This is a genomic window from Amphritea atlantica (assembly GCF_024347255.1).
Lineage (GTDB): Bacteria > Pseudomonadota > Gammaproteobacteria > Pseudomonadales > Balneatricaceae > Amphritea > Amphritea atlantica.
The window spans coordinates 4478304-4490962 of record NZ_AP025284.1 but is presented as its reverse complement, the minus strand read 5'-3'; the positions used below and the strand labels follow the sequence as shown (position 1 = coordinate 4490962).

Sequence of the window (12659 nt, the reverse complement as noted above, 5' to 3'; positions counted from 1 at the left end):
TGGAACTATGCAGCGTTCAGTAAACGAGTTTCTAAGTCCCCGTCACATCGACGTTCAGGAAATTAGTGCAACTCGTGCAAAAGTTACTTTGGAACCACTGGAGCGCGGTTTTGGCCATACGCTGGGTAATGCGCTACGCCGTATCCTTCTCTCTTCTATGCCTGGCTGTGCCATCACTGAAGTAGAGATCGAGGGTGTGCTGCATGAGTACAGCACCATCGAAGGTGTGCAGGAGGACGTTATTGAAATCCTGCTCAACCTGAAAGGTGTTGCAGTCGCGCTGCACAATGGTGACGAAGCAACCCTGACTCTGTCTAAGAGCGAAGCGGGTCCTGTTACTGCAGCTGATATTCAGCTGAACCAGGACGTTGAAATCGCAAATCCAGAGCATGTCATCGCTCATCTGAGCGAAGGTGCGAGCCTTAACATGCAACTGAAGATCGTGCGTGGTCGTGGCTATGTGCCAGCTGATGCGCGCGTATCTGATGAAGACGAGTCACGGACCATCGGTCGCCTGCAGCTCGATGCTACCTACAGCCCGGTTCGCCTGGTTTCGTATGTGGTTGAAAGTGCACGTGTTGAACAGCGTACTGACCTAGATAAGTTGGTTATTGACATTGAATCCAATGGTACTATCGATCCGGAAGAATGCATCCGTCGTGCTGCAACTATTCTGCAGCAGCAACTGGCTGTATTTGTAGATCTGGAAGGTGGTAAGGATCAGGTTAACGATGAACCGGAAGAACCAGAGATCGATCCGATCCTGCTGCGTCCGGTTGATGATCTGGAGCTGACTGTACGTTCCGCCAACTGTCTGAAGGCAGAGCAGATCTACTATATCGGTGACCTGATTCAGCGTACCGAAGTAGAACTGCTTAAGACTCCGAACCTGGGTAAGAAATCGCTGACCGAGATCAAGGACGTTTTGGCGTCTAAAGGTCTGTCGCTTGGTATGCGCCTGGAAAATTGGCCACCGGCGAGCATCAGAAACGACGATAAAGTCGCTTCCTGATCTGCGGTTTTAAACCTAACAGTTTGGCAAGGATAAAAAGATGCGTCATCGTAAATCAGGTCGCCACTTTAATCGTACAAGTGCGCACCGTAAAGCAATGTTCAAGAACATGGCTGTCAGCCTGTTCGAACATGAGCTCATCAAGACCACGCTGCCTAAAGCTAAAGAGCTGCGTCGTGTTGCTGAGCCTCTGATCACACTGGCAAAAGTAGACTCGGTTGCAAACCGTCGTCTGGCCTTTGCCCGTACCCGCAGCAAAGAAGCTGTCGGTAAACTGTTTAACGAACTGGGTCCTCGCTACGAAGGTCGTCCGGGCGGTTATGTTCGCATTCTGAAATGTGGATTCCGTGCAGGTGACAACGCGCCGATGGCTTACGTTGAACTGGTTGACCGTCCAGCTGATGCTGTCGCGGTAGAAGATTCTGAAGATTAATCTCTTCGACTCTTACAAAAAACCCGGCTTATGCCGGGTTTTTTTTATCTTGAAAATAGTTGAGCTACGCCACTAATCGCTTTTCTAATATTTTAAGTACGATCGTAGCTGCTGCTCTGTAGGTTTGTGTTTCAGGCGTCAGCGTGCTTAGTATTGTTCAGCTTTTGACTATTCAGTTTGGAGCTAGTGTTAAGTAAACGTCATTAAGTAAATTTATACTAGGGGCATTATCGACGTTTTGAAATAGAACAATGAAGTCAGAAAGCTGCGATGTTTGTCGAGAGGTAGTAAAGGATCAGCCAATTGCCGTACCGACGGATTACATCGGATGAAATAAAAAATTTTACGAGACAATCTATCTGTGTGAAAGCTGTTAAGTGATAGTTCGGCTTACATCGATCCTCCATAAGTGGAGTTTGCTGACACCTTAATGTGCTTTTCGGCTTTTTAGAGTGGCTCTTGGTGTTGGTTTACGATTGGCTCAATGGCCCATCTAGGTGTGTCAGTTCTTCGCTTACCTTATTCCTTAAAAAATCCCGTAATTGCAGGACTGCCGGCGTTACCTGTTTTCGACTGGGGCAGATGAGCCACAGACCAACCGGTTTTGATTGGTATTCCGGCAACAAGCGGATGAGTTTTCCGCTATCCAGTTCACGCTTCACATCCAGTTCTGATTTAAATGCAATCCCTCTGCCAGCCCGCGCCCAACGTCTGACGATCTCGGCGTCGTCAGACTCGCGATCACCGCTTACAGGAATACGAAATTGCTCTCCGCCACGCACCATATCCCATCTATCGTAGGCACGGTTACCGAGCCGAAAAACTAGGCAGTTATGTTGGCGTAAATCTTCGGGATGTTGGGGGGCGCCAAAGGCCGAAGTGTATTTGGGCGAGGCGATAATAATGCGGTCGATGGACGCAATCTGAAACGCAATCATGGATGAATCTTGTGGTGCGCCATAACGTAGCGCCACATCCACCCGGTCGAGATAAAAATCCGACAGGTTGTCACTGATATGGAGCTTGATCGATAGCTCGGGATGCCTGGACATCATTTCATCAATCCAAGGGACCACTATATTACGGCCTAAATCAGACGGCATGGATAGGCGAAGCTCACCGGAAATTTTACCTTTTATGGCATGCAGCGATGCCTTGCCTTCCTCTAGTGCGATGAGTGCTTGGCGACAGAACATCAAAAAGTGTTCCCCTTCTGACGTTAGCCGTAGCTGTCGGGTCGATCGAATGAATAATTGGCTATCGAGTTGTTTTTCCAGTCTTTTAAGGGCCGCACTAGCCGTAGCTGGTGATAATCCCAGTTGTTCAGCGGAGGCGGTAATACTGCCGCAGTCAGCGATACGGGTAAATAATTCTAAGTCAGCCGTATTCATTATCAAAAATATATTGAAACTGATTGAGTGATTAGCATGTTTTTAGTTTATGCCTATCGGTTCACAATGTCGCTATCAATTTATGGAGGTCGAAAAAATGAAAGCGATAGGTTATTTAGTGTCACAGGGAATTACAGAGCAGGATTCACTGGTTGATATCGAGCTGCCGATGCCCGTTGCAGCGGGACGCGATCTGCTTATTAAGGTTAACGCTATTTCTGTTAACCCTGTGGATACTAAAGTTCGCCAGCGAGCACAGCCTGAGAATGGTAAATACAAAGTATTGGGCTGGGATGCAGTAGGTGAAGTCGTCGCTGTCGGTGAGCAGGTTGAATTCTATCAACCGGGTGATCGTGTCTGGTATGCCGGTGATTTGACTCGCCAAGGTACTAATGCTGAGTACCACCTTGTTGACGAGCGTATTGTCGGTCATGCACCTAAGTCTTTGTCTGATGGCGAAGCGGCGGCGATGCCGTTGACGACCATTACCGCCTGGGAGGTATTGTTTGATCGCCTAGGGATACAGCAGAAGAGCGTTAATGGTGGAACTTCAAAGCCAGAGCAGGTATTGGTTATTGGTGCAGCCGGTGGTGTGGGTTCCATTATTGTGCAGTTGGCAGTCAAACTAACGGATGCTGTCGTGATCGGTACGGCATCCCGTGCAGAAAGTCAGCAATGGGTTAAGGATCGTGGCGCTGATTTTGTTATTGATCACCGTCAGCCGTTGAATGAAGAGCTGAAGCGTATCGGATTGGATACGGTATCGCATGTCGTCAGCCTAAACGGCACCGACCAGCATTTCGATGCGATCGTAGAGAGCATTGCTCCTCAGGGTAAGTTGGCGCTGATTGATGATCCAGAAACACCATTGGACATCATGAAGTTGAAGATGAAGTCTGTGTCACTGCATTGGGAGTTTATGTATACCCGTTCGATGTTCAATACCCCTGATATAGCCAAGCAGCGAGATCTGTTGAATGAGGTCGCCGGACTTATCGACGCAGCAGAGATTAAAACAACACGGGGTGAGCACTTCGGACCGATCAACGCAGAGAATCTTAAACGTGCCCATCTTGCAGTCGAAAGCGGCACAGTGATAGGTAAGATCGTACTTGAAGGGTTTTAATGTCAGAGTCGCTTTTAAAGGGGCCTCTATGAAGGCAGCACTGACAATCATTGCATGTATCTGAGTCAGACAAGAAGAAGTTCTACGGGTAAAAAGCTGAGCTGATTACTTTGATTGAACCGAAATCGGCTGAACAGGGGGGATCGAGTATGACCCTTCATCAGGATAAGGAAAATGCGCAGGTCTTTGACTTCTATGTAAGCTGGGAATCCCGTGAATTATGGTTGAGGCACATGGAAAGTGATCACCTGAAACGCCATTCGGTAGTCATTGAGCGCTATCCCAAGCTCTATTTTGAATGAGATGAGCCGCGTAGATTGGCATATTAAAGGCTGATGCAACAAGCATCAGCCTTTCTGCTTTTATATTCTTTCTACATCTAGCAACTTTTCCGCTTTGTATTTGCCAAGGGGGTCCAACAATTTTGAACCGATCAATAAAGCTTCTTTACTGAGCTGATTATAGATTCCCGTGGGACAGGTCCCAGGTAGCGGCTATCGAACGAAGCGGCAGTGTTATCGCCGAGGATAAAGTATTCGTCAGGGCCCGTTTTATGAGTAACTATTTTGCCCTCTTTCTTTGTACGGAACTCATCCGCCGCGCGGTACCTGATGCCGGCCTGAGCTAGTTCGGTGGGAATAGGCTGGATTGCGTCATGAATATAGAGTTCCCCGTCGATAAGCTGGATGGTTTCCTGAGGCATACCCACAACTCGGCCTATGGAATTATCTCCACCCTTATTCTGGTATAAAACTACATCCCAGCGTTCTGGCTGATAGGAAAATGCTGCATAGGGTAGGAAGGTTACGGTCGAACCTTTATGAAGTGTTGGTTCCATATTTGTGCTGCCAATATTGATCAGCTTAGGGGTCAAGAATAGATAAGCTAATACGAGAAGCACAACGATAATAATGATCGCCAGCAGAGCCAATATGAGCTTGAATGTAGATATTTTCCTGATCTTTTGCACGGTCATAACGTCCCTGTTTACCAATATAGTTTATCAATAATACCGTATCTTTGTTTCTATTTGACCTCTGCTCCTGGTGTTCGACTAACCTCTATCCAGAAACCTATAAAAAGGCCGATGCACAAAACATCAGCCTTTCTGTCCTTACGCTTTTTCTAACAACTAGCAAGCGGCGCAGCCGCGTCTAGCGAGTCGCGAAGCGACGTTCTAGCAACTTCTTTGCTTTTCAAGCAACGGCTTAAGAAACTCGCCGGTATAAGACCCGGGAATCTCCGCTACGCTTTCTGGAGTGCCGGTGGCGATGATCTGTCCTCCGCGGGTGCCGCCTTCCGGACCTAGGTCGATAATCCAGTCGGCGGTTTTAATCACATCCAGATTGTGTTCGATAACCACAATGGTATTACCGTGATCCCGCAGACGATACAGGACATTCAGCAGTTGCTGGATATCGTAGAAGTGCAGGCCGGTGGTCGGTTCGTCGAGGATATAGAGGGTTTTACCTGTGTCCCGTTTACTCAGTTCCTTAGCCAGTTTTACCCGCTGGGCTTCGCCGCCGGAGAGGGTGGTGGCCGCTTGTCCCAGACGGATATAGGAGAGACCCACATCGATCAGGGTTTGCAGGCGACGGGCAAGGGCTGGGATGGCGTCGAAAAATTCACGACCATCTTCAACGGTCATCTCCAGCACCTCATGGATACTTTTGCCTTTGTATTTAACTTCCAGGGTTTCCCGGTTGTAACGCTTGCCCTTGCAGACGTCACAGGGGACATAGATATCCGGCAGGAAGTGCATCTCTACCTTGATAACGCCATCGCCCTGACAGGCCTCACAGCGGCCGCCTTTAACGTTAAAGCTGAAGCGTCCCGGTTTATAACCGCGGGAACGGGCTTCCTGAGTGCCGGCAAACAGTTCACGGATCGGGGTAAAGATGCCGGTGTAAGTGGCAGGATTGGATCTTGGTGTCCGGCCGATCGGGCTTTGATCGATATCGATCACTTTGTCCAGCAACTCCATCCCTTTCAGTTCTTTATAAGGGGCGGCATCCAGGGTTGTGGCACCATTCAGTTCGGTGGCTGCAATCGGATAGAGGGTGCCGTTGATCAGCGTGGATTTGCCTGAGCCGGAAACGCCGGTGACACAGGTCAGCAACCCCAGCGGTATATCGAGATTGACGCTGTTAAGGTTGTTGCCAGTAGCACCATGCAGCTGTAACCAGCGGCCATCCGGCTGATGACGCTCAGTTGGCACTTCAATCCGGCGTCGACCCGACAGATAGTCGGCGGTCATCGATTCGCTGCACTGCATCAGCTCTGCCGGGGTACCCTGGGCGATAATCTCACCGCCATGAACACCCGCACCGGGGCCGATATCGATAACATAGTCCGCCAGACGGATCGCATCCTCATCATGCTCCACCACGATGACGGTATTACCCAGATCCCGCAGGTGGATCAGCGTTTTCAGCAGCCGGTCGTTATCACGCTGGTGCAGGCCGATAGAGGGTTCATCAAGTATATACATCACCCCGACCAGGCCCGCGCCGATCTGACTGGCCAGGCGAATCCGCTGTGCTTCACCGCCGGACAGGGTTTCGGCACTGCGCTCCAGCGACAGGTAATCCAGGCCAACATTGACGAGGAACTCAAGCCGCAGGCGGATCTCTTTGAGAATTTTCTCAGCGATCTCTCCCTGCTTACCGGTCAGATGGAGGTTGTCGAAGTAATCGCAGCTGTCCCCAATGGACAGACGTACCAGTTCCGGTAGGGTTTTCTCATCAATATACACATGGCGAGCATCGCGTCGCAGTCGGCTACCATCACAGGCGGGGCACTCCTGCATATTGATATATTTGGCCAGATCCTCACGCACCATATCGGATTCTGTCTCGCGATAGCGGCGTGAGAGGTTGTTCAGTACCCCTTCAAATGGGTGAGATTTGCTGATGACATCGCCACGGTCATTGAGGTAACGGAAGGCGATATTATCCTTTCCGCTACCTTCCAGAATCACCTTTTGCTGTTTGGATGTCAGCTCCCGAAACGGTGTGTCCATATTAAAGCCGTAATGCTCGGCCACCGCTTTGAGTTGCTGGAAATAATAGAGTGCCCGGCGATCCCAGCCTCTGATAGCCCCTTCGGACAGTGTCAGCGAGTCATCGGAAACGACTTTTCGGGGGTCAAAAAATTGCTTCACGCCCAGGCCGTCACAGGATGAGCAGGCACCGTGTGGGTTGTTGAACGAGAACATCCGGGGTTCCAGTTCCTGAATGCTGTGGCCACACTTGGGGCAGGCGAAGCGGGCAGAGAATACCAGCTCTTCACCATCGCCATCCATATAGCTGATGGTGGCGATGCCGTCGGTCATCGCCAGAGCCGTCTCAAACGATTCCGCCAGGCGGATCTGCAGATCATCGCGCACCTTAAAGCGGTCAACCACCGCTTCAATATGGTGTTTTTTATTCTTATCCAGTTCTGGGATGCTATCGATATCACAGACGATGCCGTTGACACGGACGCGGACAAAACCCTGAGCCCGTAGCTCACTGATAGTATGTAAGTGCTCACCCTTGCGCCCCTGAATAACCGGTGCCAGCAACATCAGCTTAGTGCCTTCCGGCAATGCCAGCACCTGATCGACCATCTGGCTGACGGTTTGGGCTGCCAGCGGCAGATCATGATCCGGACAGCGGGGCTCGCCGGCACGGGCAAACAGCAGACGCAGGTAATCGTAAATCTCGGTAATGGTGCCGACAGTGGAGCGGGGGTTGTGGGAGGTTGATTTCTGTTCGATTGAGATGGCCGGAGAGAGCCCCTCAATATGATCAACATCGGGTTTTTCCATCATTGACAGAAACTGCCGGGCATAGGTAGAGAGGGATTCAACATAACGGCGCTGGCCTTCAGCGTAGAGCGTATCGAATGCCAGTGACGATTTGCCCGAGCCGGACAGCCCGGTAATAACAACCAGTTTATCCCGGGGGATCTCAAGGTCGATATTTTTCAGGTTGTGTGTTCTCGCGCCGCGAACCACTATCTTGTCCATCGTTGTTTCCGTGTCCAATGCAAAAGCACAAGTATAAAGAGTTATGCCGGTCGCCAACACCTGATCTGAAGATATTTTCCACGGTTATTTATGATATGCTTTACCCCAATGCATTGGCTGTAAAAAATGTGCAGCAACCGTTGCGAAAAGTTAAAGAAAATTGGAGAAATCAATGGCACGCGGTGTTAATAAAGTCATCCTGATTGGTAACCTGGGCAATGAGCCTGAAACAAAATATATGCCCAGTGGCAATGCGGTGACCAATATCACGGTGGCGACCTCTGAGTCATGGAAAGATAAGCAAACCGGTCAGCAGCAGGAACGGACCGAATGGCACCGGGTGGTATTTTTTAACCGTCTTGCGGAGATCGCCGGGGAATACCTGCATAAAGGCTCTAAGGTCTATCTGGAAGGTTCGTTACGCACCCGGAAATGGCAGGATCAGCAGGGCCAGGACCGTTACACGACAGAGATCGTCGCCAGTGAGATGCAGATGCTGGATGGTCGTTCTGACGGCGGCAGCGGCGGTGGTTATCAACAGCCTCAGGCCGGTGGTTATCAGCAAGCACCGCAACAGGCGCCACAGCAGAACTATCAGCCACAACAGGCACCACAACAAAATTATCAGCAACCCCAGCAGCCGCCACAACAACCACGGCAGAATCCTGCACCGCAGCCTGCTCCGGGGCTGGATGATTTTGATGATGACATCCCGTTCTGAGTTGCACTGATCAGAAGAAAAAACCCGCATCCGCGGGTTTTTTTTATCTGTTGCTCAGGCCTTGTCCTACAGACTCAATAACCCGCAGTTTGGCGGCAATAAAATCCGTGTGTGTAACATAGATCAGGTCGGCGATGCGCCGGATTACGTGCTCTTCATAGTGATGTAGTTCACCATCGGCATAGGCCACCCGCCAGAGGTTCTCGATCAGTGAGATCTTCTCTCCAGGGGTGCATATCTCATTAATCTGTGAGGTAAAGCGGAAGTAATCGGTGGCATCCCGCTGTGCTTTCTCTGCCTGTTTCAATAGCTCGTCTGCAGTGATCTGATCCAGGGAAAAACTTGTTTTCAGAACTTCCAACAGCGTTTTTTGCTCTTCAGGTTTGCGCTCATAATCTGACAGTAGCACTTCAACCATCAGCGCGGCCGATGCCAGAGAGATAACCGCCTGTGGATCGCTGGGAGCGTCGCTCTCTGGTGGCAGGAAGGTTTCCAGAAAAGACATGAACTTTGTCATCATCGTACATTCTCCATTACATCGGGTAGACAAGTGAACCTCCGACTTAGTTCATTGTGTTGTTCGGATCGGTTTCGTGGCTGCTTCTTTTGACAAATATTAGCTGCCATGGCAGTATTTGTCATTACAATGTCTGCCTAGGCAGATATATCGGTTTTTTTTGAGAGAGCAAACGATGATCCACTACACCGAAGACAGCGTACCCACCCGCCTGAGTATTGCCCATCTGATCTTTTTGTTGAACCAGCATAAGGACCGGTTGCTGGAGAAATACCTCAAACCTTTCAATATCACCGGTGCTCAGTTTCGGGTGATGCGGCTGATTATGGTGGAACAGGTGGATACCCCTTCAGAGTTGACCCGTTTGCTTTCGATCGATAGTGGTGCCATGACCCGCATGCTTGACCGGCTTGAGCAACGCAACTTGCTGGTTAGGGAGCGCTGCCCCAATGACCGGCGACAGGTACGTCTTAAACCGACGCAAGAGGGCATAGAGCTGAGTCAGGAAGTGCATGGGCTGGCTGCGGATCTGCTGAATGAACTGACTGGTGAGCTGAGCAGTGATGAGCTGAGTGAACTGTATCGCATCATACGCAAAATTCTGGAGCCTACCGGGTTGATGGACGAGTGGAGTAAAGAGGCCAAGCCTGAGTGACGCTGTTCGAAGCGCTAGCGTCAGAGTTAAGAATTAAGTGGAACAGATGAGATGAGTGAAGCGATAGAGCAGGCGGAAAAGCAGCCTGAGTCTGTAAAAAAGAGCCGCCGGGTGCTATTGAGCAGCCTGTTTTTGATGGTGCTGGTAGCTGCTGCAGGGGTGTTTGGTTATGAGTACTTCTATGGCCGTTTTTATGAGGATACAGAAGACGCCTATGTTGATGGTGACCGGGTACAGATCGGCTCGCAGATAAGCGGTACGGTGGTACGTATCAATGTCGATGATGGCGATTATGTGGAGCAGGGGCAGGTGTTGGTTGAGCTGGACCCCAGCGATAAAACGATCGCTCTGGAGAAGGCCAAAGCCGATCTGGCAACCGCGGTACGCCAGGTGCGTGGTCTGTTTGCCAGTGTCGATAATTACCGTGCGCAGGTGAAAACCCGCAAACTCCAGTTACAACAGGCCCGCAGTGATTTTAACCGGCGGCGTAAACTGGGCTTGGCGGGGGCGCTGTCAGAGGAGGCGATGTCGCACTCCCGTGATGCGCTCGGTGAGGCGGAAAATGCTTTGACCAGCGCTCAGCAACAGTTAAACAGTACGCTGGCGCTGGTAGAGGGGACAACCGTTGCCACTCACCCTTCCGTGCAGACAGCGACAGCCGCGCTGCAACAGGCGTATATCAATCATGCCCGCACGCATCTGGTGGCACCGGTGAGTGGTTATGTGGCGATGCGTAATGTCCAGCCGGGTTCCCGGATTGAACCGGGTCAGCCGCTGATGGCGGTGGTTCCACTGAATCAGTTATGGATCAGCGCAAACTTCAAAGAGACTCAGATGAGCAAGATGCAGATAGGTCAGTCTGTTGATGTGGTTGCCGATCTGTATGGCGATGAGGTCCACTATCAGGGACGGATCGAGAGCCTGGGGGTGGGTACCGGAGGTGCCTTCTCTCTGTTGCCGGCGCAGAACGCTAGCGGTAACTGGATTAAAATCGTTCAGCGGGTACCGGTGAGAATTGGTTTGAAAAGTGATGAACTGCAGCAGCATCCGCTACGTATGGGGATGTCGACTCAGGTACAGGTTGATCTGCGCCTGCAGGATGGCGAGGTGTTGGCAACAACGCCCCATCGCCAAGCCCGTTATACCACCGATGTCTATGAACATCTGCTTCAGGAAGCAGATCTGTTGGCGGCTCAGCTGATTCGGGACAATAGTGCTGACCTGCACCCTGCTGCTGAGGTGACACAGGCCCAATGAGTAACGCCGGATTTATGCCGTCAAACCGGGTGCTCTGCACCATCGGACTGGCGCTGGCGACCTTTATGCAGGTGCTGGACACCACCATCGCCAACGTTGCCCTGACATCGATTACCGGCAACCTGGGTGCCAGCGGTGAGCAGGGCACCTGGGTGATTACCTCATTTGCGGTGTGTAATGCGATAGCACTGCCGCTGACGGGGTGGATGGCGCGGCGTATTGGTGAGGTCCGACTGTTTATTGGCTCGGTATTTTTGTTTATCTTTACCTCCTTTTTGTGCGGGATCGCAACATCGCTGCCCGAACTGGTGTTTTTCCGTGCATTGCAGGGGTTTGTTGCCGGTCCCCTCTATCCCATCGCCCAGACATTGCTAATATCGATCTATCCGCCAGCCCGGCGGGGAATGGCGCTGGCACTGCTGGCGATGGTGGCCGTTGTGGCACCGATTCTGGGGCCTATTTCGGGGGGCTGGCTTACCGATAACTATTCCTGGCCGTGGATCTTCTTTATCAATCTGCCCATCGGCCTGTTTGCCATGCTGGTTGTCTGGTCGCAGCTGGGCAAACGTCCGGATGAAACCAAAAAAGTGCCGATTGACTATGTTGGACTGGCGCTGTTAGTGCTGGGAGTCGGGATGCTGCAGGTGGTGCTGGATAAAGGTAACGACCTGGACTGGTTTGAGTCAGACTTTGTGCTCTATGGAGCGGCTGTCGCCGTGGTGTCACTGATCGCTATGGTGATCTGGGAGCTGACCGAAAAGCATCCGGTGATCAATTTGCGCTTATTCCGTCACCGTAATTTTACTTTTGGCACCATTGCTCTGGTGCTCGGCTATTCCGCTTTTTTTGGTCTTAATCTGTTGTTGCCCGTATGGTTGCAGACGCAGCTGGGTTACACCGCGGTGTGGGCCGGGCTGGCCGCGGCCCCGATTGGTATTGTGCCGGTCATTCTGTCACCGGTGGTGGGCCGTTTTGGTCACCGGGTGGATATGCGCTTGCTCACCAGTCTGGCGTTTCTGGCGATGTCACTGTCGAGTTTTGCCAGGGCGGCGTTTTCCATCGATATCGATTACTACCATATCGCTATGGTACAGCTGGGGATGGGGTTGGGGGTGGCGCTGTTCTTTATGCCAGCGACAACCATTCTGCTCTCCAGTCTGTCACATGATGAGATCGCTGATGGCTCGGGGCTGGCGACCTTTTTACGGGTACTGGGCGGGAGTTTTGCATCATCGCTGACCACCTGGTGGTGGCACCGTCAGGCGGCGGTTGAACATGCGCTGCTGACAGAGCATGTCACCGCTTATAGTCCTCAAACCCAGCACTATCTGGATCTGCTCGGCGGACCCTCGCTACAAAACTATGCCCGTATTGAACGGTTGATTGAGGGGCAGGCTTATATGATCTCGACCGTGGATTATTTTGCTCTGTTGGGATGGATCTTTCTGGCACTGATGGCAGCGGTCTGGTTTGCCAAACCGCCGTTCAGTTCTGCCAGAGGGCGTTAATCTTACCGCGGCAGAAGGATCACACCG

12 protein-coding genes are annotated in these 12659 nt (G+C 51.4%); 8 read left to right on the top strand and 4 right to left on the bottom strand.

Going from position 1 to position 12659, the window contains the following annotated elements; genetic code table 11:
• Positions 1-7: 7 nt before the first annotated feature.
• Positions 8-1012, top strand: coding sequence for a DNA-directed RNA polymerase subunit alpha (locus OCU43_RS20690; protein ID WP_091361826.1), 1005 nt, complete (start codon positions 8-10; stop codon positions 1010-1012).
• 40 nt (positions 1013-1052) lie between these two features.
• A complete protein-coding gene (gene rplQ, locus OCU43_RS20685; protein ID WP_091361824.1) occupies positions 1053-1445 on the top strand; it encodes a 50S ribosomal protein L17 in 393 nt (130 codons plus the stop codon).
• Between the two features lie 470 nt (positions 1446-1915).
• Here rplQ and OCU43_RS20680 read toward each other — a convergent pair whose 3' ends face one another.
• Positions 1916-2836, bottom strand: a complete 921-nt coding sequence (locus OCU43_RS20680) for a LysR family transcriptional regulator (protein WP_091361823.1) — start codon at positions 2834-2836, stop codon at positions 1916-1918.
• 97 nt (positions 2837-2933) lie between these two features.
• Between OCU43_RS20680 and OCU43_RS20675 the strand changes: the two genes are divergently transcribed.
• Both OCU43_RS20675 and OCU43_RS20670 read left to right on the top strand, forming a co-directional pair.
• Positions 2934-3962, top strand: coding sequence for a zinc-binding alcohol dehydrogenase family protein (locus tag OCU43_RS20675; protein WP_091361821.1), 1029 nt, complete (start codon positions 2934-2936; stop codon positions 3960-3962).
• Between the two features lie 110 nt (positions 3963-4072).
• Positions 4073-4264 (top strand): putative quinol monooxygenase, encoded by a 192-nt coding sequence (locus tag OCU43_RS20670; protein WP_261832955.1) that lies wholly within the window; start codon positions 4073-4075, stop codon positions 4262-4264.
• 131 nt (positions 4265-4395) lie between these two features.
• Here OCU43_RS20670 and lepB read toward each other — a convergent pair whose 3' ends face one another.
• Complete coding sequence (gene lepB / locus OCU43_RS20665) at positions 4396-4938, bottom strand: signal peptidase I (protein WP_091361818.1); 543 nt, start codon at positions 4936-4938, stop codon at positions 4396-4398.
• A gap of 201 nt (positions 4939-5139) precedes the next feature.
• Positions 5140-7974 (bottom strand): excinuclease ABC subunit UvrA, encoded by a 2835-nt coding sequence (uvrA, locus tag OCU43_RS20660; RefSeq protein WP_091361817.1) that lies wholly within the window; start codon positions 7972-7974, stop codon positions 5140-5142.
• A 172-nt stretch (positions 7975-8146) separates the two neighbouring features.
• Here uvrA and ssb point away from each other — a divergent pair, with 172 nt between their 5' ends.
• Positions 8147-8695 (top strand): single-stranded DNA-binding protein, encoded by a 549-nt coding sequence (ssb, locus tag OCU43_RS20655; RefSeq protein ID WP_091361815.1) that lies wholly within the window; start codon positions 8147-8149, stop codon positions 8693-8695.
• A 43-nt stretch (positions 8696-8738) separates the two neighbouring features.
• On the opposite strand, the gene OCU43_RS20650 is transcribed toward ssb, so the two are convergent.
• Positions 8739-9215, bottom strand: coding sequence for a tellurite resistance TerB family protein (locus OCU43_RS20650; protein WP_091361814.1), 477 nt, complete (start codon positions 9213-9215; stop codon positions 8739-8741).
• A gap of 172 nt (positions 9216-9387) precedes the next feature.
• Here OCU43_RS20650 and OCU43_RS20645 point away from each other — a divergent pair, with 172 nt between their 5' ends.
• From OCU43_RS20645 to OCU43_RS20635, 3 genes are read left to right on the top strand one after another with little or no spacing between them, the layout of a single operon-like run.
• Positions 9388-9867, top strand: a complete 480-nt coding sequence (locus OCU43_RS20645; RefSeq protein WP_091361812.1) for a MarR family transcriptional regulator — start codon at positions 9388-9390, stop codon at positions 9865-9867.
• A gap of 51 nt (positions 9868-9918) precedes the next feature.
• Positions 9919-11124 carry an HlyD family secretion protein gene (locus OCU43_RS20640; RefSeq protein WP_091361811.1) on the top strand — a complete coding sequence of 402 codons (1206 nt, stop codon included), beginning with the start codon at positions 9919-9921 and terminating at the stop codon, positions 11122-11124.
• Complete coding sequence (locus OCU43_RS20635) at positions 11121-12632, top strand: DHA2 family efflux MFS transporter permease subunit (RefSeq protein ID WP_091361810.1); 1512 nt, start codon at positions 11121-11123, stop codon at positions 12630-12632. Before OCU43_RS20640 ends, OCU43_RS20635 begins: the two co-directional genes overlap by 4 nt.
• Positions 12633-12659 lie beyond the last annotated feature (27 nt).

Bases quoted from the DNA above. Each gene is read 5' to 3' on its own strand.
- uvrA (WP_091361817.1), bottom strand. From the start codon at position 7,974: ATGGACAAGATAGTGGTTCGCGGCGCGAGAACACACAACCTGAAAAAT.
- OCU43_RS20650 (WP_091361814.1), bottom strand. From the start codon at position 9,215: ATGATGACAAAGTTCATGTCTTTTCTGGAAACCTTCCTGCCACCAGAG.
- lepB (WP_091361818.1), bottom strand. From the start codon at position 4,938: ATGACCGTGCAAAAGATCAGGAAAATATCTACATTCAAGCTCATATTG.
- rplQ (WP_091361824.1), top strand. From the start codon at position 1,053: ATGCGTCATCGTAAATCAGGTCGCCACTTTAATCGTACAAGTGCGCAC.
- OCU43_RS20645 (WP_091361812.1), top strand. From the start codon at position 9,388: ATGATCCACTACACCGAAGACAGCGTACCCACCCGCCTGAGTATTGCC.
- OCU43_RS20680 (WP_091361823.1), bottom strand. From the start codon at position 2,836: ATGAATACGGCTGACTTAGAATTATTTACCCGTATCGCTGACTGCGGC.
- OCU43_RS20675 (WP_091361821.1), top strand. From the start codon at position 2,934: ATGAAAGCGATAGGTTATTTAGTGTCACAGGGAATTACAGAGCAGGAT.
- OCU43_RS20690 (WP_091361826.1), top strand. From the start codon at position 8: ATGCAGCGTTCAGTAAACGAGTTTCTAAGTCCCCGTCACATCGACGTT.
- OCU43_RS20635 (WP_091361810.1), top strand. From the start codon at position 11,121: ATGAGTAACGCCGGATTTATGCCGTCAAACCGGGTGCTCTGCACCATC.
- OCU43_RS20640 (WP_091361811.1), top strand. From the start codon at position 9,919: ATGAGTGAAGCGATAGAGCAGGCGGAAAAGCAGCCTGAGTCTGTAAAA.
- ssb (WP_091361815.1), top strand. From the start codon at position 8,147: ATGGCACGCGGTGTTAATAAAGTCATCCTGATTGGTAACCTGGGCAAT.